Origin of the sequence: Endomicrobium proavitum, from assembly GCF_001027545.1 — a bacterium.
Classification (GTDB): domain Bacteria; phylum Elusimicrobiota; class Endomicrobiia; order Endomicrobiales; family Endomicrobiaceae; genus Endomicrobium; species Endomicrobium proavitum.
On record NZ_CP009498.1, the window covers coordinates 76,116 to 100,765 of the forward strand.

Below are 24,650 nucleotides of genomic sequence, written 5' to 3' on the forward strand. Positions count from 1 at the left end.
GTGAAAATAACAACAAAGACGAAACGGCAATTGCAAATTAGCAAATAACGACAAAGATAAAACGGCAGATCCCGATTTAAATCCGGAATCTGCCGTTTCTTTTTGTTTGTAATTGCCGTTTCTTACCCTCGTACCATCTCAACTTCCCACCCTCTATTTTCGCTTTTTTGCCTTTTCGGGTGTAAAAGTAGTAAAATAGGATAAATCTTGCCTTAAAAGGAACTTATGAATATTTACATGCTGTTAATTGTTTCATTTATTTTTCTCATCTATGTTCTGCAGTCTGTTGCAGATATTTTAAACGTCAGAAACATATCTGCAAAAATTCCTAAAGAGTTTACCGGATACTTTAATAAAGACAGCTATGCCAAATCTCAAAAATATCTTAAAACAAAAACTAAGTTTTCTTTGCTGCAAGCTTCGTTTTTTACCGTTGTTGAGATAGTTTTTATATTTGCCGGCGGTTTTAATTTTGCAGATTTATTAGCGCGTTCTTTTGGTTTTGGGGAAATTGTTACGGGCTTAATATTTTTCGGACTTTTATTTTTTGCTCTTGAAATTTTAAAAATTCCGTTTGGCGCTTACGATACTTTTGTAATAGAAGAAAAATTCGGATTTAATAAAACCAAAGCGGTTACTTTTATTGCGGATTTAATTAAAAACTGGGTTATAAGCGCGGTAATTTTAGGCGCAATTTTTATTGTTGTCTTGTGGTTTTTTACGGAGTTTGGAAAGTTTGCGTGGATTTATTCCTTTGCGGCTGTCGCCGTAATAGAGATGTTTTTTGCGTTTGTTTACCCAGTTGTAATAATGCCGTTGTTTAATAAATTTACTCCTTTGAAAAACGGAAAACTTAAAACCTCCGTTGAAAAATACGCGGCGAAAGAAAATTTTAAAATGAAAGGTCTTTTTACTATGGACAATTCGAAACGTTCCACAAAATCTAACGCTTTTTTTACCGGTTTCGGACGTTTTCGCAGAATAGTTTTATTTGATACTCTCATAAAAAAACATACGGTTGAAGAGCTTACAAGCGTGCTGGCTCACGAAATGGGGCATTTTAAATTGGGGCATATAAAGAAAGATTTAATATACGGATTTATTTCTATGGCGTTTATGTTTTTTTTGCTTTCTGTTTTTATAAATTCGCCGTGGCTTTTTGAAGCTTTTAAAATGCAAACCGCGTCTGTTTACGCGGGCGTTGTGTTTTTCGGATTTTTATATATTCCGATATCTTTTATTATAGGTATTATCTCAAGCGCAATTTCCAGAAAGCATGAATACGAAGCTGACGCCTATGCCGTTAAAACTTATAAAAAGCCAAAAGCCATGATTGACGCTCTTAAAAAATTATCTGTGGATAACCTCTCAAATTTGTATCCTCATAAATTTAAAGTGTTTTTGGAGTATTCTCACCCTCCTACGCTTGAAAGAATTGAGGCTATAAAGAAAATAAAAATTACGGAGAAAAAATGAAAAAAATCCTGACAGCTTTTATTGCGGTTGTAATTTTTGTATGCACGGCTTGGGCAAGACAATATTTTGAAACCTATTCTCAAAGCAGCAATCCTCTTTTTTATTTTGATATTGCCGATGCAGGAGATATGTTTTATGCAGGCAACGGATCTTTTGCGGACAGGGACGAGTTTTCAGCATGGACTCTTGGCGCGCGTCATATTTCCGTAATAGAAGATGCGGCGGGTTACTGGTCGTGGCTGTTTGGAAGTTTGCCTGTAAATTCTAATGCCGTAACAGTTTCTATCGGCACGTACTTAATACAAAATGCCGATGCAATATCAACCATGGGCGCAAACGGCGGAGGCAAAACAACTTTGCTTGCCGCAATAATAGATAATGAATTTAGAGATTACTACAATACCGGTTTTGACGGAGGAGTAAAAGCTTACGGACAAATAAGAGTAGGTTTTGTCTCAGCTCCAAACATAGGGTATATGGGGAAACTTAAACTTTTGCCTGATAACGGAGCTTCGGCGCATATGTCAAGCGTAATTTTGCACGAACTTGGACACGCTCTTGGCATATCAAGCGATAAACTCTATTCCGGCAGCGATATGTTTTTTGCGGAGTATTCTTCCGGAACCGGAGCGCTTTCTCTTATGGATAATCACATTTACGACTCTACCGGAACAAAAGCGCAGATAGGAATGCAGATAATTTCAACCGCTGTTTACACAAGCGGCGCGTTTAATATAATACCGGTCGGCGACGCTTCTCTTGACGACCCGTCCGTAGGAGGATACGCTTTTTTTCAGGGGACAAACGTAAACGAAGTTATAGATCCGGACGATATGCACGACTACAACGATCTATATTTTGCCTTCAATAATCCTAATAAAATTTTTGGAATTCCGCTGCTTGGTTTACGCGACGGCGCGGGAAACGCTTTTAGTCATACGGAACTTCGCAACAGCATGATGAGCCACCAGCAATACCGTAACTGGAGCACGTATATGGAAGCGGAACTTGCTCTTTTACAGGACATAGGCATTAATCTTGACAGAAAAAATTTTTACGGATATTCAATATACGCAGACAATGGTTTTTACGCAATTCCTTTGAATTTAACTTATAGCGCAAGAAATTCTACCGGCGGTTATATTTCCGGGGAGTATAACTTTACGCCATACGCCGTAGGGCTGCATGTTTACGGAAGCTCAAACGCTTTTTTAACAATGACAAACGCAAGTATTTTAACGGAAGGTTTTTCTTCGGTTGGAATACGCGTGGACGGCGAGTGGAACTCTGTAAATATAGACGCCAATTCAATAGTTTCCGCTAACGGGGAATACGGCGCCGGCATTTTGGTAAGTTACGGCAAAAATCATAAAATATTCAGTTCGGGAACGGTTACGGCTTTAGGCGCAAACGGAATTGCCGCGCGTTTTGATTTCGGAGATAATATTCTTGGAAATTCCGTTGAATACAGAGGTTCGTTTATCAGAGGAAATACCGATGCTTACGGCGAGTGGGCGGCGGATAAAACTCTTTTGCCGGAGATTGACGGCGCGCTTGTAAATGCGTTTGCCGTTAGCGGCGCTCTTAAAGGAAATAAAGCCGCAATTTATATTTCAAAAAATGCTTTTGTAGGGAAAATATTTATATTAAAAGGCGCAGAGCTTTCCGGCGATATAATTTCAGACTGGGATAAAAATGCGAATTTTATACAGAATGCAACCCCAAATGCGCTTGTAACCGACCTTACTTTCGGGCTTTTGCTTGACAATGACGAAAATGCTTTTCCCGACATGTCTTTTAATATGTCTTACAGCGGAAATATTGCTGCAAAAAAATCTTTAAACGTTTCGCATTTTGCGGGAAATCTTACTTTTGACGGAAAAATGACGGGGCTTAATCAGTTTTACGTTGGCGATAACGCTTCTTTTAATGTAGTCTCTTACTACGATTCGCCTGCGGTTATTGAAGCGGATAAAGTTATTTTTTCACCCGATGCCGTTTTAAATGTAAACGTTCAAAATTCTTTTGCGTATAAACTTAAAGCGCCGTTGCTTTTATTTGCCTCTCCGAACGTTACGTTGAATTCTTCGGATAATGTTTTTTTTAACGGAACGCTTAATACTCAGTCCGGTTTTTACGATAATTTAGACTCTCATTTTGCAATTGAAAACACTTCGGAAGGTTATGCTTTAAATGTTGTGTTTACGCCCACGGACGCAACGACGCTTTCCGCAGAAAGAACCGCCGCAAGCGCCGTCGGCGCGCCTTTGGCTGTTGCGGTAAACTCAAACGATTCAAATTCTATTTTTTCCGCGGCGTCTTTAGCGTTGAAAAATTTAGCGGGTGATTGGAACGTATGGTTTGCGCCTTCGTATAATTTTGCAAATTCAAACGACAGCGTAAATTATTCAATAAACTCTTTTTCATTGTCGGCGGGGCTTGATAAAAAGATTTCAAATTCTTTTGTTTTGGGAACGGGTTTAAGTTTTGCGCGTCCCGAGTATAAGTCGGACGCTGCAAATGTTCAAACTTCGGCTTTTTCCGCTTTTGTCTATGCGGGCGCAAATGTTTTTGAAAAGCTTGAAATAAATCTTTTCGCAAGCGGAACCGGAAATATTTATTCCCAAACAAGATGCGTCGGTGCGCAGAAATACGAAAGCGATTATAACGGCTCTGCGTATGATTTCGGCGTTAAAGTAAACCGCAGTTTTAAAGCGTCGGAAAAAATAACTTTAACTCCTTTTGCGTCTTACGAATATCTTGTTTTAAATGTTGCAGAATACAAAGAATCAAACGGAACTTACGCTTTAAAGTTTGACGATTCGTCTGAAAAAACATCAAGATTAAATACCGGAGCGCAGGCAGGTTTTGTAATTTCAAAAATTTTAACTTTAGACGCTAAAGTTTATTATTCGGGACTTTTCGGCGACACTAAAGCGCAAACTCTTGTCAGCTTTATCGGCGACGAAAGCGTTTCAAACCTTACAACTTCAAACGCTTTAGATAAACATTCGCTTGGGGCAGGTTTAAAACTTTGGGCGCCTGTCGCGCAAAATTCAAAAATATCTTTCGGATATAATTTACTTATCGGCGAAAATACCGATAACCACAGAATTGATTTGAATTTTGTTTTAGGCATATAAAGGAGAAGGGAATGGATAAACTTCTTAAAGATTTATTGTTGTCCGACGGAGTTTCCGGATACGAAGAAAACGTTGCAAAAATTATGAAGGGCGCGCTTTCCAAAGTTGCGGATTTTGTTGAAACCGACAATTTCGGAAACGTGATAGCAAAAAAGGGGAAAGGCAAAAAGAAAATAATGATTGCCGCCCACATGGACGAAATCGGATTAGTCGTAAAACACATAAGTTCAAACGGTTTTATTTATTTTGTTAAAGTCGGCGCAATAAACGATTCTATTTTGCCCGGCATAGTTGTGGAAATTGTCAACAAAAAAGGCGAACATATAAAAGGCGTGCTGGGCACAAAACCGCCGCATTTAATGAGCGCGGAAGAAGCAAAAAAACCTGTAAAATTTGACAGCATGTTTATAGACATAGGTCTTGGTTCAAGAAAAGAGGTTGAAAAAGTTGTTGAAATAGGCGACCAGATAATTTTTGAACCGAACGCCGGCGTGTTAAACGGAGATATTTATTACGGCAAGGCCGCAGACAACAGAATAAGCTGTTACGCAATGGTGAAAGTTTTAGAAAAACTCCCAAAAAATTTAGACGCTGAAGTTTACGCGTGCGCCACGGCGCAGGAAGAAGTAGGTTTAAAAGGCGGCAAAACATCGTCATTTAAAGTAAATCCGGATTTTGCTTTGGTAATAGATACAACGGTAGCCGGCGATATGCCCGGAATTGAAGAAAAAGTTTCGGCGCTAAAACTCGGCGCGGGCGTTGCCCTGACATTTTTGGAAGCTTCCGGCAGAGGCACAATTGTTCCTCAAAAAGTCAGACAGCTTATGCTTGAGGCGGCAAAGAAAAATAAAATTGCGCATCAAATAGATATAATAGACGGCGGAATGACCGACGGCGCCATAATTTATACAAACCGAGAAGGAATTCTAACCGGAATTTTAAGCATACCTACAAGATATATCCATGCGCCAACGTCGGTATTTAACATAAAAGATGTTGAAAGCGCCGTAGATTTAGCCGTTGAAACAATTAAAAAAGCGGCTAAAGAAATTTAGAAAGGCAAAGTGGGAAGTTAAAAGCGGAATTAACGGTACAAAACAATTTGTTGTTGTTCTTTTTAGCTTTTAAATTTACGCTTTACATTCTGAGGTAATCAGTGTTAAATTTTGCAATACTTGCAAGCGGTTCAAGCGGCAACTGTTCGGTTCTTTGGAACGAAAAAGCCGCGGTTCTTATAGATTGCGGAGTCAGCGCTAAATATATAGAGCAAACTCTTTCTTTTTTGGGGCTTAAGTCTAAAGATTTATCTGCCGCTGTTATAACGCACGCGCATATAGATCACATAAGCGCATCCGGCTTAAACTTTCTTATAAAAAATAATATCCCGCTTTATTCCTGCGAAGATGTTTTAAGCGATATATTTGAAAAATATCCGGATAAAGCCGAAAATTGCAATGCCCGCAAAAGAAACGACGGTTTTAAAATAGAAGATATTAATGTTGAAAGTTTTAGTCTGTATCATAGAGATTCCAAAATTTCCGCTACTCTCGGCTTTACTTTTTCATCGGAAGTTGCGGGAAGAAAATATAAAATAGGCTATGTCACAGATACGGGAAAAGTTTGTAAAAATATAATTAAAAGCCTTGCCGACAGCAATATACTTGTTATAGAATCCAATTACGATGAAGAGATGCTTAGCTCAAGTTTTCGTCCTTATGAGAATAAAAAATGGGTTTTAAGCGAGTTTGGGCATCTTTCAAACGCTGCCTGCGCGCAGGCAATAGCCGAAATTAAAATTTCATCGCGCGCCAAAGACAGTTTAAAGTATGTGTTTCTTGCGCATTTAAGCAAGCATCACAACTATCCGGAACTTGCGCTTAAAGTTGCAAAAGATTGTCTTTCGGCGCAAAAAATTTCAGGCGTAAACGTTTTTTCCGCCAAAAGAAACGTAAAAAGCCGTACAATAAAGATAGCGTAAGCCTTTAGCTCTTTACAAATTTGCTAAAATAGGGTATAAGATAAACAGATTAACTATTTGAAAAAGCATTATATCAACAGAGGGGGAGATTATGGCAGAAGCAAGATGCATGAAATGTAAGAAACAGGTTGAAGTGAAAAATCCTCAGGATGTAATTATGAAAAACGGTATGAAGGCGCTTTCCGGAGTATGTCCGGATTGCGGAACAAAAGTTTTTAAGATTGTAGGAAAAAAATAAGATAGTTTTAAAAGAGCCGGCGAAAAATAATATTTTCGCCGGCTCTTTTTTTATTTAAATTATAAAAAGATAGCGGGAAAATAAGATATATGTTATACTTACGCCGTTAATACATATATATAAGGTGTAACGCTAATAAAATGAAAAAAATACTCTTCTATCTTACGGTTATGTGTGTTTTTGCCGTAAATGCTTACTCTCAAACGGTGAGTGTTTCAAGCTTTACCTACTTGCAGCAACTTTACCAGTCCGGCGGCTCTCAAGATATAAGTTTAACGTCAAACATATCGTTTGCAGATTGGCTTGGCGCTCCGGGGTTTTCCCTTTCAATGTCGGTTGACGGTCAGTCTTTATACTCTTTTGACGGTGCCGGCGCTTACGGCGGCTTTTACGGCGACCCTATGTCTATGGGAAGTTTTTCATTCAATAATACCGCGCTTAAAAATTTTGTAAGTTCAGGAGCGGTTTCGGTAACGTTCGGCACTTTCAATTCTTCAAACACCTCTTTTAGCAATAACGGCAACGTTTTAACCGGCGGAGCCGTTAGTATAGCCTTATCAAACTCCCAATTAGACGGCAATATAGTTTTCAGTTCAAATTCCGCGGGCGCTTCGGGCGGAGCTTTTGCAGTGGTTGCAAGCGATGTTTTGTTTACGGGAAACTCTTATTTTTACGGCAACACGGCGGCTGTAGATGCCGGCGCGCTGCTTGTAACTTTTGACAGTTACGTTACATTTAACGGAAGTTCAATTTATGAAAACAACGTTTCTACTTCCGCTTCCGGAGACGGTTACGGCGGAGCTGTGGCGGTTTTTGAATCTACCGCTATTTTTTCTTACGCGGAATTTAGTTCAAACCTTGCCGACAGAGGCGGGGCTATAGCCGTTATAGACGGAGATTTGCCCGGCAGCGGTTCTTATGTTTCTTTCGGCGACGTAATTTTTAACGGCAATACGGCCACGTCCATAGGCGGCGCGGTATATGCCGACGGGTCGGTAATAGATTTTAACGGCGATGCGCTGTTTCAAGATAACAATGCTCAGTCCGGCGGAGCCGTGCGCGCCGATATTTCCGTTGTAAACTTCAACGGCGACTCCGTTGCGTTTTCTTCAAACCACGCAACATATAACCCCGGCGGAGCATTTTACCTTTTCAGATCTACCGTAAATTTTAATTCCGCATATTCTTCTTTTTCTTACAACGCTTCAAATTTTAACGGCGGCGCAATATTTGCAAACTATAAATCTTCAGTCCTTTTTTCTACGGGCGCCGCTCTTTTTGAAGGAAACAGAGCTTCCCTTAACGGCGGCGCTGTTTACGCGCTTTCTTCAAATGTAGAATTTCAAAATGTAAGTTTTATAAATAACACGGCGCAGAGCGGTTTGGGCGGAGCCGTTTATATAGCGGGTACCGCCGCAAGCGTTGCCACGGCAACGTTTAGAACTTCCGTTCAAGGCTTAAGTTCTTCTACGGTTTTTAGCGGAAACGCCGCAGGCTCGTCGGGTAACGGAATGTATATAGGCGATTATTCAAAAGTTTATTTTATAACGGATTCGGGCGCAAGCGTGGAGATGTATGATAACATAGCTTCCGGCGCAGGCGTAACCGGTTCAAAAATTTATATTTCCGGCGCGGGATATTTTAACCTTTACGCAAACTCGCTTTCAAATAAAGCGGATGTTGAATTATCCGGAAATCTTAATTTTAAAAACGGAGCAGCTCTCGGCGCGGGAATGCTTACGATTAATCCGGGTTCTTTTATAGACATGCTTGACGGCGCGACAAATTCAATAAACGCGGCTTATATCAACAATGCGGGAAGAGTGGATTTAGAAACTTTTGATACGGTAAACGATTCTTTAAACTCTTCCGGCGCTCTTGTTTTAGACGCGGCAAACAGCGTTTTAAATGTAACCATTCAAAATTATACGCCGCAAAAAAGAATATACAAACTTTTCAGTTACGGTTCTCTTGCGGGACAGTTTAACAGCGTAAATATCCTCGGAGTGGCGCTGCTGCCGTCGGATTATCAAATATTATACGGAACCGGTTACGACAGTTTTATCACGCTTATATTAAACGGAGATACGCAGAGCAATTTTAGCGCTATAACGGGGCTTACTTTTAACCAAAGCGAAACGGCGAAAATTTTTGACAATGTTGCGCAAACAGCTTCTGGAGATTTGTTAGATGTAATTTTGGAAGTTCAGCTTTTAAGCAATACCGCCTTGCAGAAAGACGCTTTAGGTCAGAGCGCGGGATATTTTCTTGCAAACGTTTTAAGAAACGCCGCTATAGAATCTTCGCACAAAGACATATACGATAAAATGAACGGTCGCGCAACTTCATCTCTTGTGTCCGGAATATGGGCGCAGGCAATAGGCGGCAACGTTTCCCGCAAAGGCGATGAGAATTCAATAAATGAATTCCGCAGCAACTCTTCCGGCGCAATGATAGGTTATGACAAATTTGATTATAATACAAACGTTGTTTTCGGACTTTTCGGAAAATATAAAAACAGCGATATAAAGCAAGATCCGCAAAATTCTGCCGCGGCAATGAATGCCGGCGCAGGAATTTACGTAGGCTGGATAAGCGAATATGTGGACATTAAAGTTTTGGCTGAAGGCGGTTTTGACAACTATGACACATCAAGATATATTCCGTTTGTAAACAGAACCGCAACGGCAAAATTCAACGGGCTAAACTACGGCGGAAACGTTGAAGCTGCCGCTAAAATTCCGTTAATCGGCAATTTTAAAATAAGACCTTATGCGGGATTTGAAGCTAAAAATTCAAGCTATGAAGATTTTAAAGAAAGCGGCGCGGGAAGTTTAAATTTAAATGTTAAAGGCGGAAACTATTTCAGAAGCGCAGCTCGCGGCGGAATAGGTTTTATTCTTGACAATAAAAATTTTAGTTTCTATGTTCAAGGAGAAGGAAAATATTTAACCTCCGGCGATATCAGCGAAATAGAAAGCGCATTTGACGGCGCAAAATCTTTATCGTTTAAAACGCGCGGATATACGGAAAACAAATTTAGTTACGGCGCGGGCGTTGGCGTGTCGCTTGCGTTTTCTCAATACTTTAGACTATTCGCAAACGGAAATTATTATTCCGGTGCGGATAAATTTGAAGATTTATACGCAAACGCAGGCATAAGAATTGCTTTTGGAGACTCTGCGCCTGTTATTGAAAAAGCGGGCAGCGCAGACGCAAAACCTGCGGAAAAATCTATGCCTTTAACCTCAAACGAACCGCTTGAAACAAGCGAAGTTGCTTATCAGCCGCCTGTGGATGCGCAAAATTATGCTCCTAAAAATCCGCAGCTGCAAGTTCCTGAAACTACGCCTCAAGACGTTAGCGCCGCAGAACAGATTACGGATTTGAATGCCGATACTGCTGCGCCTGAAGACGTTCCTCAAGTTTCTATAGAGAGCGCTTTAGACGCTGTTTCTTCGGATGCGGATAAACTTGCCGCCGACCGGAATCAGCTTCAAAATATTTTGCCGCCAAATGCGGTTCCTGTAACGGATGCGCCGGTTGCGCAGCCTGTTGCCGAGGATGTTCCTGAAGCTGCGGCTGAAGAAGTTCCGTCGGTGCGTCCGTCTATAATTCCTGATAATGCGGTTGCTGTAACTCAAGCGCAGCCTGCGGCTTTTATTGCTGCTGCTGAAGTTTCGGCGCCGGCGCCTGTTGTTGTGGAAGAACCTGTCGCAAAAACTCCGGCTGTAGTTAAACCGGCTGCGGCTCCAAAGAAAGCTGCGGCTGTAAAGCCTGCTGCAAAAAAAGCTAAAACAACTGCGGTGAAATCTAAAGCTGCAGCTAACAATAAGAAAGCCGCAACTGCGGTTAAAAAAGCTGCGCCTAAAAAGGCGGCTGTAGCGGCGGTAAAAAAAGCTCCCGCAAAAAAAGCGGCGGTACAACAAGCTGCGGTAAAAAAGAAATCGGCGGTCAAAACTAAAGTATCTCCGGCAAAAGCGGCTGCAAAAACCGTAAAGCCGGCGGCTAAAAAAGCTCCCGCAAAAAAAGCTTCAGCCAAGAGAGCCGTAAAAAAGAAAATTTAACAATAAAATATAAATAAAAAAAGAGCCGGCTTCTTTTAAGAAGCCGGCTCTTTTTTTATTTTCTATTCTTCGTCGCTTTCATTTTTAGAAGAACGTTTTCTTACTAAGTGGTCTAAAGCCTTTTTTCTCAAACGTATGGAAGTGGGCGTAACTTCTACAAGCTCGTCGGGAGCTATATATTCTACCGCTTGTTCAAGATTCATAATTCTCGCAGGGGTAAGAACTGCCGCGTCGTCGGCGCTTTTGCTTCTCATGTTTGTAAGTTTTTTCTGTTTGCAGGGGTTTACTACCATATCTTTTTCTCTTGAGTTTTGCCCTACAATCATCCCCGCGTAAACTTCAAGCCCTGACCCTACAAAAAGCTGTCCGCTTGTTTGTAAGTTGTCTAAAGCGTAGGCGGTTGTTTTGCCGTGTTCTTTTGCAATAAAAACTCCGTTTGTTCTTAAATCGGAAAGATTTGTTTTTGGAAGGTAATCAAAGAAACTGTGATGCATAATTCCTTCGCCGCGCGTGTTTGTAAGAAACTCGTTTTTAAAACCTATTAAAGCTCTTGCGGGAATTATGTATTCAAGCCTTATTCTGTTTTCGCCTTCGCTTACCATGTTTTCAAGTTTCGCCGCGCGCTTGCCGACAAGTTCAAAAATAACTCCCTGATACTCTGAGTCTATATCAAGGGTAAGGTATTCCATAGGTTCGCAAAGTTTTCCGTTTTTTTCTTTGTAAATTACTTCGGGAGAAGATACGGCAAGCTCAAAACCTTCGCGTCTCATGGTTTCTATTAAAATGGTTAAATGCAATTCGCCTCTTCCTGAAACTTTGAAACGTCCTTCGCCGTCAAGAGGAGTAACTTTCAGCCCTACGTTTGTCTGCGCTTCTTTTTCAAGCCTCTCTTTAAGATGGCGGCTTGTTAAGAATTTTCCTTCGCGTCCGGCAAAAGGGGAATCGTTTACAAGAAAGTCAATTGAAACGGTTGGCTCGTCTATGGAAAGAGGATCAAGCGGCGCTACGTCGTAAATTCCGCAAACCGTGTCGCCTACTTCTACGCCTTCAAGACCTGATATTGCCACAATGTCGCCGGCTTTGCCTTCCTGAACTTCGCGTTTTGCAAGTCCTGCGAATTTATCTATTCTTACGGCTTTTGTAATTTTAGGGTTTGCGACATTTTTTACGTTTACAAGCGCAACCGGCTGACCTTTTCGGACGCTTCCGTTTAAAATTCTGCCTATTCCTATAGCGCCTAAAAAATTGCTGTAATCAAGCATTGTTATCTGCATTTGAAGCGGTTTTTCGGCATTTGCAAACGGCGGCGGAACGTGAGTCATTATGGTTTCAAAAACAGGTTCAATATCCGTTCCTTTTTCTTCCATAACTTTGCTTGCCCAGCCGTCGCGGCCGGAAGCGTAAAGAATAGGGAAATCAAGCTGCTCGTCGGTAGCGCCGAGTTTCATAAATAAATCAAAAACGTCGTCAACAACTTTGCTTGGAGAGGCAAAAGGTTTGTCCATTTTGTTTATTATAACTATCGGGCGAAGCCCCAAAGACAAAGCTTTTCTCAAAACAAATCTTGTCTGCGGCATAGGACCTTCAACCGCGTCCACCATAAGCACTGCGCCGTCAACCATTTTAAGCACGCGTTCAACTTCGCTTCCGAAGTCGGCGTGTCCGGGAGTGTCAACTATATTTATAGTGTTTCCTTTGTAATCTACGGAAGTGCATTTTGCAAGAATGGTAATGCCTCTTTCTCTTTCAAGAGGATTTGAATCTAAAACCATATCCTGCGCGGCGTCGCTTTTTACTTTAAACTGACCTGAAAATTTTAACAGAGAGTCAACAACGGTTGTTTTGCCGTGGTCAACGTGGGCGATAATTGCAATGTTTCTGACGTCGTTTCTTTTCATAAATCCATTAAAAAACCGACCCGAATAAGGGGTCGTATTTTCTTATCCTTTTTTTAGAGTTCGCTTATTATAATATATATTGTGTTTTTTTACAAACAATGCGCGCTTTGCACACGAATAATAGGCGCTTGGATGTAAGCAATGCCGCAACGGCAAAAATACCGAAATTTATTAGCTTTTAAGTTAGTATTTGCCGCACATCTGCTTATCAACTCATCCTCTATTTGCGCTCAAAGCGCGCAACATTGACATTTAAGATACGCTTTTATACAATATATATCTGAAAATACAAGGAGTTTTACATGATAATTTTAACAGGCGGCGCTGGCTTTATAGGCAGCTGTTTTTTATGGAAATTAAACAGTGTCGGTATTAAAGATGTGCTTGTTGTTGACCACCTCAATGAAACCGAAAAGTGGAAGAATCTTGTAGGAAAAAAATATTACGATTACATGCAGAAGGAAGATTTTTTTAACGCCGTTGTTTGCAGACAGGTTCCAAAACCCGAGGCTATAATTCACTTGGGAGCATGCAGCTCCACTACTCTCACCGACGCTAACTACTATATAAAAAACAATTACGAATACTCTAAAGTTTTAGCTCTGTGGGCTTTTGAGCTGGGCATTCCTTTCATCTACGCTTCGTCTGCCGCTACATACGGCGACGGCGCTTTCGGTTATGATGACGACATATCAAAACTTAATAATTTAGTTCCTCTTAACATGTATGGTTTTTCAAAACATATGTTTGATATGTGGCTGTTAAATAATAATTATATTAATAAAACCGCCGGCATAAAATTTTTTAACGTTTTTGGACCCAACGAATATCACAAAGGCGATATGAGAAGCGTCGTCTGCAAAAACTACGACGACGTGGCTTCAAAAGGCATTATAAAACTTTTTAAATCTTATAAAAAAGAATATGCCGACGGCGACCAAAGAAGAGATTTTGTTTACGTAAAAGACGTTGTTGAAGCTATGTATTTTCTGCTTACAAACCCTTCAAAAACCGGAATTTTTAATTTGGGCGCCGGAAAATCAAGAACGTGGAACGATATTGCAAAATCCATGTTTGCCGCGGCAGGGAAAAAAGAAAAAATAGAATACGTTGAAATGCCGGAATTTTTAAAACCAAAATATCAGTATTTTACCGAAGCAAAAATGGACAATCTCAAAAATGCGGGATACGCAAAACCTTTTACGGAGCTCGAAGATTCCGTTAAAGATTATTGCGGTTATTTGAAAAATAAAAGCTATTTATAGAAGACAGGAAGTTAGGAAGATAAGAGGTCAGGCAGCTGCTAAACTTCAAAACTGCCAAGCTATCCAAACCTCTATTTCGCGGAGTTTTAATGAATCTTTTAAAATTGATAGAAGCGTTTAAAAAACAGTCTGTTCTTGTAATAGGCGACACTATGGTTGATAAATTTATCTGGGGAAAAGTCGGAAGAATTTCTCCCGAAGCGCCGGTGCCCGTAGTGGAAATTACAAAAGAAACGGAAACTCTCGGCGGAGCCGGAAACGTTGCAAATAACATAACGTCTCTGGGCGCAAAAGCTTACGTGGTAAGCGCCATTGGGGAAGACAACACCGGAAACTCCCTCATTAAACTTCTATCCGAAAAAAATATAAATTCCGATTACGTTGTTTACGACGCCCACAGACCCACTATAATTAAAACAAGAATAATTGCGGCAAGCCAGCAGGTTGTGCGCGTGGATAGAGAAATTAAGGGAAGTTTCGCGCATTCTACGGAATTAAAAATAATAAAAAATATAGAGCAACTTTTGCCTAAAGTTAACGGCGTTATTATTTCCGATTACGGAAAAGGAGTCGTAAGTCCGAAAGTTTTAACGAAAGTTATTGCTCTTGCCAAAAAATATAAAATTCCCGTTACGGTAGATCCTAAGATAGAAAATTTTAAAAAATATAAAAAAGTTACGACAATTACGCCTAATACGAAAGAAGCTATAGAAGGCATGAGCGCAAGAAACATCTCTACGGATGCCGATATAGAAAATCTCGGCAGAAAAATTCTTAAAACTTTAAATTCGGAATCGGTTCTTATAACGCGCAGCGAAAAAGGCATGACTCTTATAGACCGCAACGGGAGAGTTACAAATATTCCCACAAGAGCCAAGGAAGTTTACGACGTTACCGGCGCAGGCGACACGGTTATTTCCACAATGACATTGGCGCTTGCGGCAAAGGCAGATTTAATAAGCGCGGCTGAAGTAGCAAATTTTGCGGCCGGCATAGTTGTAGGCAAAATAGGAACCGCAACCGTAACGCCGGAAGAATTAAACAAAACCATAACGGAATTTTACAAATGAAAACCGCGGCGGTAATTCCGTCAAGATACGCTTCTACGAGATTTCCCGGAAAGCCTTTAGCTTTAGTAAAAGCAAAACCGCTTGTGCAGCGCGTTATTGAACGCGTGCAAAAGTGTAAAAACGTAGATTTGGTTGCGGTAGCTACCGACGATAAAAGAATTTTTGACGCTGTTACGTCTTTAGGCTATAAAGCGTTTATGACTCCGCAAAGCTGCAAAAGCGGCACGGACAGAATTGCATATGTCGCAAAAAAATATCTTAAAAATTACGATATTTTTTTGAACGTTCAGGGCGACGAGCCGTTAATAGATTATATGCTTGCGGATAAACTTGCGTCGGAACTTAAAAATTCTAAAGCCGAATACGTAACGGCGGCTTTTCCGATTACGGATGTTGCGGATATAAGAAATCCAAACGCCGTAAAAGTAGTTTTAGATTCTTTCGGATTTGCTCTTTATTTTTCGCGTTTGCCGGTGCCCTACAACAGAGACGGCGCAAAAGTTAAATATTATAAGCACATGGGCATTTACGGATACACAAGAAATTTTCTTTTAAACTTTTCAAAAATGCGCCCGTCTGTTTTGGAAAAGGCGGAATCTCTTGAACAGTTAAGAGCGCTTTCCAATGGCAAAAAAATAAAAGTTGTTATTGTAAAACAAGATTCTATTGGCGTAGATGTGCCGGCTGACGTTAAAAGAGTTGAAAAACTTTTAAGGAAATAGAATGCAAAATAAAAAAATTCAAATATCAAAAAATATAATTTTATCAAACGATAAACCGTTTGCGGTTATTGCGGGGCCTTGCGTTATTGAAAGCGAAAAGCACGTTATGGCGCTTGCCGCCAAACTTAAGAAAATTACCTCCAAGCTAAATATTCCGTTTATTTTTAAAGCCTCTTACGACAAAGCTAACCGCTCGTGCGGGTGTTCTTACAGAGGTCCTGGAATTCAAGAGGGGCTTAGAATTCTTGCAAGAGTAAAAAAAGAGTTAAGTCTTCCAATTCTCACCGATGTTCACACCGAAGAACAAGCCGCACAAGCCGCTCAAACGGCAGACATACTTCAAATTCCGGCGTTTTTATCAAGACAAACGGATTTAATTAAAGCGTGCGTTCAAACCGGAAAACCGGTAAATATAAAAAAAGGGCAGTTTCTTGCCCCCGAAGATATTTTTAACGTTATAGACAAAGCCGAGAAATTCGGCGGAAAAAAAATTACCCTAACGGAAAGGGGCGCAAGTTTCGGCTATCACAACCTTGTCGTAGATTTTAGAGGATTAGCGATAATGAAACGCTCGGGTTACCCTGTGGTTTTTGACGCAACCCACAGCGTTCAGCTGCCGGGCGGCGCGGGAACAAAAAGCGGCGGTAACAGAGAGTTTGTTCTTCCTCTTTCAAAAGCTGCCGCGGCTGTCGGCATAGCCGCGCTTTTTCTTGAAGTTCACGAAAATCCGGATAAGGCGTTGTCCGACGGAGCAAACAGCGTTAATTTAAATTATTTTGAACAAATATTAAAAGATATTAAAGCAATAGATAAGGCGGTAAAAGCATGACACAGGAAAATAAAAATTTTGCTCAAGGGCAAAATGAAACTTCTCAACCCGAAGCGGTTGTATGGAAGCCAAATTATAAATGGCTTGCAAAAGTCGCGGGAATTATTTTAGCTTTTGTAATAGTTTTGTTTTTTACTTTAAACATTGTGTTAAAGCCTTATATGCGCAATATTCCATCTGAAATTACGCCGTGGCTTAATAACGGCGGCGCTCAAACTCAAACGGTAAGATAATGAAAATCAGCGCAAAAATTTTAAAGAAAGCAAAAAAAATTAAACTTCTCGCAAGCGACGTTGACGGAGTGCTTACCGGAGGAGAAATAATAATTTTAAATAACGGCGAAGAAGTAAAAATTTGGAACGTAAAAGACGGTTTAGGTTTTTCAGATTTGCTTCGCCAAGTTTTTCCGAGAATAAAAACGGCGTGGATTACCGGAAGAAAATCCGAGCAGGTAAAAAACAGAGCGGAAAATTTGAAAATAGATTATCTTGTTCAGGGAAGCTCTGATAAAATATCGGCATTAAACGCTATTCTTTCGGAAACAGGTTACGATGCTTCTCAAACCGCTTACATCGGAGACGACATAGTTGATATCCCTGTTTTAAAAAAAGTCGGTTTTTCAATATGCCCTAAAGATGCTTCTTGCGACGTAAAAAAATATGTAGATTACGTTTCTGCTTTTGACGGCGGGGAAGGCGTTGCAAGGGAAGCCGTTGAAATAATTCTTAAAGCCAAAAACGAATGGAAAAAAGTTTTGGAAAAATATAAATGAGCGCAATAAAAAAAATCAGAAGGAAAATTTATTACTATGTGGCTTTTGTAGTTTCTAAAGTTGTTTTGGCTATTCCGTATAAATTTTCCGTAGGCGTTTTAGGGCCTTTTTTTGGGGCTATAGGTTATTGCGCCGCGCGCAGTTCAACGGCAATAGCTAAAAAAAATCTCAGAGAATGTTTTCCTAAAAAATCGGAAAAAGAAATTTCTAAAATCGCAAAAGCAGTTTTTATAAATCAGGGAAAGAATTTTTTTGAGCTTGCAAATTTCCCCAAGCTTAATAAAGAGCGTTTGGAAAAAATTGCTTCCGTTGAAAATGCGGATTTAATAAAAAAGTCGTTAGATAAAGGCAAGGGAATTCTTTTTGTAAGCGCTCACGTCGGAAATTGGGAAATTATCGCCGCAATGACGGCCGGTTTCGGAGTTCCCGTAAACGTTGTGGCTAAAAGAATTTATATAGAAGGTTTAAACAACATGCTTGTAGGTTACAGAACAAGCAAAAACGTAAAAGTTATTTTAAAAGATTCTCCTGATACCGCCAGAAAACTTATTAAGGCTTTAAAAGGCGGCGAGATAATAGCAATGCTTATAGATCAAGACACAAACGTTCCGGGAGTGTTTGTGGATTTTTTCGGCAAGCCCGCGTGGACGCCTTCTGGGCTTGCCGTGCTTGCATTAAAAACCGGCGCGCAGGTTCTTGTAGGGCTTGATTGTCGCGTTGGCAAGTATGCTCATAAAGGTATTATTTCCGGACCTGTTTTAATTGAACCTTCCGGAAATTTTAACAACGACGTAGCCGCTCTTACGCAAAAAGCGACAAACGTTTTGGAAAATTACATAAAAAAATATCCCGAGCAGTGGGTATGGTTTCACGAAAGATGGAAGACAAAACAAACTTAACGGATAAAATATAAAAGGTGTAGCGATGCGGATTTTAAGATACGAGAGAATATTATTTGTTTTTGCGGCTTTAATATGCGTTGCGTTAGCGTCTTGCAAATCTGAAAAAACGATTATAGAAGAAACGCCTCCTATGACGGAGCAGGCTGTTGAGAAATTTACCATTACCGAAACGGAAGCGGGAAAAGTAAAAATGGTTCTTGAATCCGAATCGGCAATTATTAACGAAGACACGCAAAAAGCGTTTTTAAGGCTGCCGAGAGTTAAGTTTTATCAGGACGGCAAATATGCATCTACTCTAATTACCGAAAGCGCCGATATAAACCTTGAAACTTATGATATTGCCGGACACGGAAAATGCACCATAGATACGGTAAACAACGAGCATCTTCAAACCACTAACTTAGGATATGACGCAAAAAAGAAAATAGTTTTCAGCAAAACCGACGTAACTCTCACCAGAGACGGCGACACGGTTTACGGCAAAGGTTTTGAGGCGGATACAAAGCTTGATAAAATTGTTATTAAGAAACAAAAAATCATTATCAATAAAAATAATTAGCGCAGCGTTTGCCGTGCTTTTTCTTTTTGTTTGCAATGCGGCAGCTCAAAAGATTTCGCAGCAAACTGTAATAACCGGCGATTCTATGGAAGTGCGCAGAAGCGGCGACGTTACGGTTTCAAAAGGCAATTCTAAAGCCGTAAACGGAAACAACGTAATAACTTCGGACAATATGATTTACAACAAAAAAAATTCTTTGCTTGAAGCGTCCGGCAGAGTTAAGATTGTTTCCGTAGTAAATACAAAAGAACCTCTTGAAGCTTACAGCAGTTTTGCAGAATACGACATTAACACGGAAAAGGGAAAACTTTGGGGCGCAAAAACAAACGTAAAATATTTTCTTTCAGGTTCCAGCGCGCCGGTTGTTTTAAAAGCGCAGGAAATTTATTTTAACGGCGGGCTTGAAACATTAAGCGCTTTTAAAGACGTTGAAATAATAACTTCTTCGGGAACGATATTTTCCGATAAAGCCGTTTATAATAAAAAAGACGACACAATTACCATGGAAAAAGACGGCGAAAGTTTAAAAAGACCGACCGCGGATATTTATTACGACGGAAGAAAAGCTTTTTATGAGGCCGATAAAATGATTTTTCACGCTTCTTCGGACAGCAAAAAAATAATTATGACCGGCGGCGTCAGCGGGAAAATGGAAATGGAAGATAAAATACAATGATATTAAGATCTGAAAATTTATTTAAAAAATACAAATACAGAATGGTTGTTAACGGCATAAGCATAAGTGTTAAACAAGGCGAAGTCGTCGGGCTTTTGGGCCCCAACGGCGCCGGCAAAACCACGACGTTTTACATGACGGTAGGACTTATAAAACCATACGACGGAAACGTTTATTTGGGTTCTGATAAAATAACGGATTGGCCTATGTATATGCGCGCAAGATCCGGAATAGGCTATCTCTCGCAGGAATCTTCTATTTTCAGAGGCTTAAGCGTGCGGGATAATCTTATGGCTATAGCGCAGCTTTTGCCGGTGTCAAAAAAAGAGCAGCAGGAAAAAGTAGATTCGCTTCTTGAAGATTTCGGACTTACAAAACTAAGTTCCCAAATGAGCGTAACTTTATCCGGCGGAGAAAAAAGAAGACTTGAAATAGCCCGTGCGCTGGTTAACGATCCGAAATTTTTGCTTTTGGACGAACCGTTTGTGGGCATAGACCCTATAACCGTTGACGACATACAAAGAATAATAAAGAAGCTTAAAGCGCAAGGTTTGGGCATTCTTATAACGGATCATAACGTCCGCGAAACGCTTGAAATTATAGACAGGGCTTACATAATTTACGAAGGCAAAATTTTGCTTGAAGGAAACGCGAAAGAACTTTTAGAAAATCCGAAAGCAAGACAAGTCTATCTTGGCGACAATTTTAAGATGTGATCGCCGAAAGCGGTCACCGCCCGTCTTCGGGACTTTGTTCCTACGCCGCGGCGAGTTAAATATATGCAATAAGCTTTGTAATTATAAGTTTCAAATTTGATACCATTATATAAAGGAGACATTAATGCAGATTAACATTACGGCAAGGCATCTGAAGCTTACCGATGCCATCGGTTCTTATGTGCGAAAGAAAGTTTCCAAAGCCTCAAAGTTTTATGACGGCGATGATGTTTGGGCGCACGTTATTTTGTCCGTAGAAAAAAGCAGACAGATTACCGAAATAATTTTTCACGTCGGCAAACTTGCGTTTAGAGTAAAGGAACAGTCTTTAGATCTTTACGCGTCGGTAGATCTTTCCGTTGATAAACTTGAAAAACAACTCAGAAAACAAAAAGAAATATCCAAAATTCACAGAAAGAAAAATTTAAAAGCGGCAAAAGATAAAAAAGCGGATTTGGACGCTTTCTCTTACGACTCCATGGAAGACTCCGGAACGAAAATTTCCGAAGTAAAACGCTTTGATTTAAAACCCCGCACAATAAATGAAGCTATTGAAGATTTGGACGTTCTCGGATACAGAGTTTACATGTTTCTTAACGAGCAGACCGACAGCGTAAACGTTTTATACAGAAACGACAGCGGTTCAATAGTTTTGTTAGAGCCTGAAATATAAAGCCGGAAAGAATAAATTTAAGTAAATCTTCGGAGGCGTGTAAATGAAAATTATGGATTTTTTAAGTCCCGACGCAATTGTTGTTGACTTAAAAGCTGCCGATAAAAAATCGGCTATCGTAGAACTTGTGGACGTGCTCAAGGACGCGAAGAAAGTAAAAAAGACGGATGAAATTATTGACGTGGTTCTTGAAAGAGAAAAACTCGGTTCTACCGGCATCGGGCAGGGCGTGGCTATTCCTCACGGAAAAACCGACGCTTTGCAGGAGCAGGTGGGAGTTTTGGGCATTTCAAGAAAAGGAATAGAGTTTAATTCTCTTGACGGGGAACCGGTTCACATTGTGTTTTTGCTTGTAGGACCCGTTGAAGTTGCCGGACAGCATTTGAAAGCGCTATCTAGAATTTCAAGACTTTTTAAAGATAAATTTTTAAGACAGGCAATAAAAGAAGCAAAAACAGTGGACGAAGTTTTGAAAATTATACAGCAAGAGGACGCTTATTAATGGCTGTTTTAGACGTAGGAATTTTGCTTAATGAAAAAAGCGAAGAACTCAAGCTGGAGCTTGTAGCCGGTAAAAACGGGTTGAACAAAAAAATAACCGTCGCCGATATAAGCCGTCCGGGTCTTGCGTTTTCCGGTTACTTTGAGCATTTTCCTTACGAAAGAACGCAGGTTATAGGAATAAGCGAATACACTTATTTAAATTCTTTAGATTACGGCCAGCAGTTAAAAATGCTTCACAAAATTTTTTCTCATCCAAACGCTACGTGCTGCATTCTTACAAGAGGGCTTGAGCCCACTAAAGCTATGTTTGAAGAGCTTGAGTCGTTACAAATTCCGCTGATAAAAACTAGTCTGAATTCTTCTTCTCTTATAAGCGACCTTATTTATTATTTTGACGGCAAACTCGCCCCTACAATAAAAATTCACGGGGTGCTCATTAATGTTTACGGTCTTGGCGTTCTTATAATGGGGCATGCCGGAATAGGTAAATCCGAATGCGCTTTGGAGCTTGTAAAAAGAGGACACATGCTTGTTGCCGACGATATGGTAAATATAAAAAAAATGTCGGGACGCACTCTTTTGGGAAGCGGTCTTGAAATAACCAAGCATTTAATAGAAGTTAGAGGCGTAGGAATAATAGACGTAAAAAGTCTTTTCGGAATAGGCAGTATTTTGGACGAGTCTCACATAGAATACGTTATAAAACTTGAAGAGTGGGATAAAGTTAAAAAAACAGAAAGAGTCGGAATGGACGAGTTATACACGGAAATTTTGGGCGTAAATGTTCCTGAAATTATTGTCCCTGTGGGGCCGGGAAGAAACCTTGCGGTTTTGGTTGAAACCGCCACGCTTAACCAAAGACTTAAAAACAAAGGTTATTTTACGGCTAAAGAACTCAGCGCGAGACTTCAAAAAGCAATTTCGCAAAAAAACGGCAATGAATAAATTTTATATTGTTTCCGGAATGTCCGGCGCCGGCAAAAGTCAGGCGCTAAAAGTTTTTGAAGATTTCGGTTTTGTCTGTGTGGACAACATGCCGCTTCAAATGGTCGTCGGCTTTGCGGACTTGTGTCTTAAAAACCCGTCAAAATACAAAAACACAGTAATAAGCATAGATTCAAGAGCAGGCAAATCTTTAGACTCTTTCTTTGACGTTTTAAACTCCCTTAAAAGAAAAAAAATAAACTACAAAATAATCTTTTTTAACGCCGCTGATTCCGTGCTTATAAGAAGATATTCCGAAACAAGGCGCAGACATCCTCTCGGGAAATCCGTTTTGGAAGGCATTAGTCTTGAAAGAAAAATGCTTGATAAAGTTTTCGGAGTGTCCGACGAAATAATAGATACTTCAAATATGACTATGGGCGAGCTTAAAGAAACAATTTCAAAACTTACCGGAGCAAACATAAACGCAAAACAAAACCTTAACGTGTCGGTAGTGTCATTCGGCTATAAATACGGAATTCCAAACGATGCCGATATAGTTTACGACGTGCGCTTTATAACAAATCCGAACTATGTGCACGGTTTGAAATTTAAAACCGGCAAAGATAAAGCCGTTAAAGATTACATAGTAAAACAAAAAGAGTTCGGAGCTTTCTTTAATATATTTTCAAAACTTATCGCAGTTACTCTTCCGGGATATATTAAAGAAGGCAAAAGTTATCTTACAATAGCAATAGGCTGCACCGGCGGAAGACACCGTTCCGTTTTCACTGCGGAAAAACTTTCCGCGTTTTTGAGAAATAAAAAATATAAAGTAAAAATTAACCACAGAGATATTTTGCGCTCAAGATAATGAAAAAAATAAAAATAGCCGCAATCGGCGGCGGAACCGGTCTTTCAACGCTGCTGAGAGGTTTAAAAAAATATAACTGCGATATAACGGCTATAGTAAACGTTGCTGACGACGGCGGCAGTTCCGGCAAACTTAAAAAAGAGCTGGGCGTTTTGCCTCCCGGCGATATAAGAAATTGCCTTGTTGCTCTTTCGGAAGAAGAAAGTCTTATGTCAAGACTTTTTCAATACAGATTTCCCGCAAAAGGCGCTCTCGGAGGACATTCGTTCGGAAATCTTTTTTTAACGGCGATGTCGGCAATATCGGGCGGGTTTGATAACGCAATAGCAAGAAGCGGCGAAGTTCTTGCCATAAGAGGGCAGGTTTTGCCGGTAACGCTTTCTTCGGTTACGCTTGAAGCGGAACTTGAAAACGGAAAAATAATTTCCGGCGAAACAAAAGTGTCGCAGGCAAAATCAAAAATAATAAAAGTTAATTTAAGTCCCGCGGCGCCTCCTGCGGCGGGGGAAGTTTTGGAAGCCATAAAAAAAGCGGACGCAATAATTTTCGGCCCCGGTTCTTTATACACTTCAATAATAGTTAATTTTCTTGTGGACGGCGTAACCGAAGCATTGAAGGCGTCCAAAGCGTATAAAATTTATGTTGCAAATATTATGACTCAACCGGGCGAAACTTCCGGATATAAATTGTCTGACCATATAAAAGCTATTGAAGATCATTCGTATAAAGGCGTTGTTGACTGCATAATTGCAAACAGCGCGAAAGTTCCGGCAAAGGTTGCCAAGAGATATAAAAAACAAAATTCATATCAGGTTGCAATTGATAAAACAGGGATTAAAACCGTTAAAAGTAAATTATTTTCAAATGAAATTTACGCAAGACACAATTGCGACAAACTTGCTTTTGCTATAAACAAAATTATTAAGGAACGAATCCATGATTAAAATTGTCGTGGCAACCCATGGAAATTTTGCGCAGGAACTTATCAACGCCGCAGAAAGCATAGCGGGCAAACAGTCTAATCTTTACGCCGTAAAAAGAGCCGCAAACGACAGCCTTGCGCAAATGCAGCAAAAAATAGAAGAGCTTTTAAAAAGCGTCGGCGGTTCTCAGGAAGACGGGGCTTTAATACTTGCGGACATGCTCGGCGGAACTCCGTGCAACGCGGCAGCCCCAATGTGTAAAATTTTTAACACCGAACTTATTGCCGGCGTAAATCTTCCAATTCTTTTGTCGGCAATTTTCGCAAGCAAATCCGCAACAAGCGCCGCAGAGCTTGCCTGTAAAGTTTTGCAAGACGGACAAAAAAGCATAGTTAACGTAAAGAAAATGCTTACAGACAGAGCGAAGTAAAGGGGAAAATT

Annotated in this window: 23 protein-coding genes; 22 read left to right on the top strand and 1 reads right to left on the bottom strand. The window is 40.3% G+C overall.

Features of this window, described 5'->3' with window-relative positions; translation table 11 throughout:
- Nucleotides 1–225: 225 nt before the first annotated feature.
- From Epro_RS00330 to Epro_RS00350, 6 genes are all read left to right on the top strand, one after another.
- Nucleotides 226–1,476: a M48 family metallopeptidase gene (locus Epro_RS00330; RefSeq protein ID WP_052569542.1), complete on the top strand. Its 1,251-nt coding sequence runs from the start codon at nt 226–228 to the stop codon at nt 1,474–1,476.
- Nucleotides 1,473–4,619, top strand: coding sequence for an autotransporter domain-containing protein (locus Epro_RS00335; RefSeq protein ID WP_052569544.1), 3,147 nt, complete (start codon nt 1,473–1,475; stop codon nt 4,617–4,619). The genes Epro_RS00330 and Epro_RS00335 overlap by 4 nt, the downstream gene beginning before the upstream one ends.
- Nucleotides 4,620–4,630: 11 nt before the next feature.
- Entirely contained in the window at nt 4,631–5,674 is a 1,044-nt protein-coding gene (locus tag Epro_RS00340; protein ID WP_052569546.1) for a M42 family metallopeptidase, read from the top strand.
- Nucleotides 5,675–5,775: 101 nt separating this feature from the next.
- Entirely contained in the window at nt 5,776–6,597 is an 822-nt protein-coding gene (locus Epro_RS00345; RefSeq protein ID WP_052569548.1) for an MBL fold metallo-hydrolase, read from the top strand.
- 91 nt (nt 6,598–6,688) lie between these two features.
- Entirely contained in the window at nt 6,689–6,835 is a 147-nt protein-coding gene (locus tag Epro_RS07135; RefSeq protein WP_169745515.1) for a DUF5679 domain-containing protein, read from the top strand.
- A gap of 140 nt (nt 6,836–6,975) precedes the next feature.
- On the top strand, nt 6,976–10,902 hold the full coding sequence (locus Epro_RS00350; protein WP_052569550.1) for an autotransporter family protein: 3,927 nt from the start codon (nt 6,976–6,978) through the stop codon (nt 10,900–10,902).
- A 62-nt stretch (nt 10,903–10,964) separates the two neighbouring features.
- On the opposite strand, the gene typA is transcribed toward Epro_RS00350, so the two are convergent.
- A complete protein-coding gene (gene typA / locus Epro_RS00355; protein WP_052569552.1) occupies nt 10,965–12,800 on the bottom strand; it encodes a translational GTPase TypA in 1,836 nt (611 codons plus the stop codon).
- Nucleotides 12,801–13,102: 302 nt separating this feature from the next.
- Between typA and rfaD the strand changes: the two genes are divergently transcribed.
- From rfaD to Epro_RS00435, 16 genes are all read left to right on the top strand, one after another.
- Nucleotides 13,103–14,065, top strand: a complete 963-nt coding sequence (rfaD, locus tag Epro_RS00360) for an ADP-glyceromanno-heptose 6-epimerase (RefSeq protein ID WP_052569554.1) — start codon at nt 13,103–13,105, stop codon at nt 14,063–14,065.
- Between the two features lie 89 nt (nt 14,066–14,154).
- Nucleotides 14,155–15,135 carry a D-glycero-beta-D-manno-heptose-7-phosphate kinase gene (gene rfaE1, locus Epro_RS00365; RefSeq protein ID WP_052569556.1) on the top strand — a complete coding sequence of 327 codons (981 nt, stop codon included), beginning with the start codon at nt 14,155–14,157 and terminating at the stop codon, nt 15,133–15,135.
- A complete protein-coding gene (kdsB, locus tag Epro_RS00370) occupies nt 15,132–15,857 on the top strand; it encodes a 3-deoxy-manno-octulosonate cytidylyltransferase (RefSeq protein ID WP_052569558.1) in 726 nt (241 codons plus the stop codon). Before rfaE1 ends, kdsB begins: the two co-directional genes overlap by 4 nt.
- A gap of 1 nt (nt 15,858) precedes the next feature.
- Nucleotides 15,859–16,686: a 3-deoxy-8-phosphooctulonate synthase gene (gene kdsA / locus Epro_RS00375; protein WP_082121442.1), complete on the top strand. Its 828-nt coding sequence runs from the start codon at nt 15,859–15,861 to the stop codon at nt 16,684–16,686.
- Entirely contained in the window at nt 16,683–16,919 is a 237-nt protein-coding gene (locus Epro_RS00380; RefSeq protein ID WP_052569560.1) for a hypothetical protein, read from the top strand. The genes kdsA and Epro_RS00380 overlap by 4 nt, the downstream gene beginning before the upstream one ends.
- Complete coding sequence (locus tag Epro_RS00385) at nt 16,919–17,458, top strand: KdsC family phosphatase (protein WP_052569562.1); 540 nt, start codon at nt 16,919–16,921, stop codon at nt 17,456–17,458. Before Epro_RS00380 ends, Epro_RS00385 begins: the two co-directional genes overlap by 1 nt.
- Nucleotides 17,455–18,357 (top strand): lysophospholipid acyltransferase family protein, encoded by a 903-nt coding sequence (locus Epro_RS00390; protein ID WP_052569564.1) that lies wholly within the window; start codon nt 17,455–17,457, stop codon nt 18,355–18,357. Before Epro_RS00385 ends, Epro_RS00390 begins: the two co-directional genes overlap by 4 nt.
- Before the next feature lie 25 nt (nt 18,358–18,382).
- A complete protein-coding gene (lptC, locus tag Epro_RS00395; RefSeq protein ID WP_052569565.1) occupies nt 18,383–18,919 on the top strand; it encodes an LPS export ABC transporter periplasmic protein LptC in 537 nt (178 codons plus the stop codon).
- Entirely contained in the window at nt 18,867–19,595 is a 729-nt protein-coding gene (locus tag Epro_RS00400) for an LptA/OstA family protein (protein WP_052569567.1), read from the top strand. The genes lptC and Epro_RS00400 overlap by 53 nt, the downstream gene beginning before the upstream one ends.
- The gene (gene lptB / locus Epro_RS00405; RefSeq protein ID WP_052569569.1) at nt 19,592–20,311 is read left to right on the top strand and encodes an LPS export ABC transporter ATP-binding protein; all 720 of its coding nucleotides are present in this window, start codon (nt 19,592–19,594) and stop codon (nt 20,309–20,311) included. Before Epro_RS00400 ends, lptB begins: the two co-directional genes overlap by 4 nt.
- Before the next feature lie 124 nt (nt 20,312–20,435).
- On the top strand, nt 20,436–20,984 hold the full coding sequence (gene hpf / locus Epro_RS00410; protein ID WP_052569571.1) for a ribosome hibernation-promoting factor, HPF/YfiA family: 549 nt from the start codon (nt 20,436–20,438) through the stop codon (nt 20,982–20,984).
- Between the two features lie 43 nt (nt 20,985–21,027).
- The gene (locus tag Epro_RS00415) at nt 21,028–21,486 is read left to right on the top strand and encodes a PTS sugar transporter subunit IIA (RefSeq protein WP_052569572.1); all 459 of its coding nucleotides are present in this window, start codon (nt 21,028–21,030) and stop codon (nt 21,484–21,486) included.
- A complete protein-coding gene (gene hprK / locus Epro_RS00420; protein ID WP_052569573.1) occupies nt 21,486–22,433 on the top strand; it encodes an HPr(Ser) kinase/phosphatase in 948 nt (315 codons plus the stop codon). The genes Epro_RS00415 and hprK overlap by 1 nt, the downstream gene beginning before the upstream one ends.
- Nucleotides 22,426–23,286 carry an RNase adapter RapZ gene (gene rapZ / locus Epro_RS00425; protein WP_052569575.1) on the top strand — a complete coding sequence of 287 codons (861 nt, stop codon included), beginning with the start codon at nt 22,426–22,428 and terminating at the stop codon, nt 23,284–23,286. Before hprK ends, rapZ begins: the two co-directional genes overlap by 8 nt.
- Entirely contained in the window at nt 23,286–24,230 is a 945-nt protein-coding gene (locus tag Epro_RS00430) for a gluconeogenesis factor YvcK family protein (protein WP_052569577.1), read from the top strand. Before rapZ ends, Epro_RS00430 begins: the two co-directional genes overlap by 1 nt.
- Nucleotides 24,223–24,639, top strand: coding sequence for a PTS sugar transporter subunit IIA (locus tag Epro_RS00435; protein WP_052569578.1), 417 nt, complete (start codon nt 24,223–24,225; stop codon nt 24,637–24,639). Before Epro_RS00430 ends, Epro_RS00435 begins: the two co-directional genes overlap by 8 nt.
- Nucleotides 24,640–24,650: the final 11 nt, after the last annotated feature.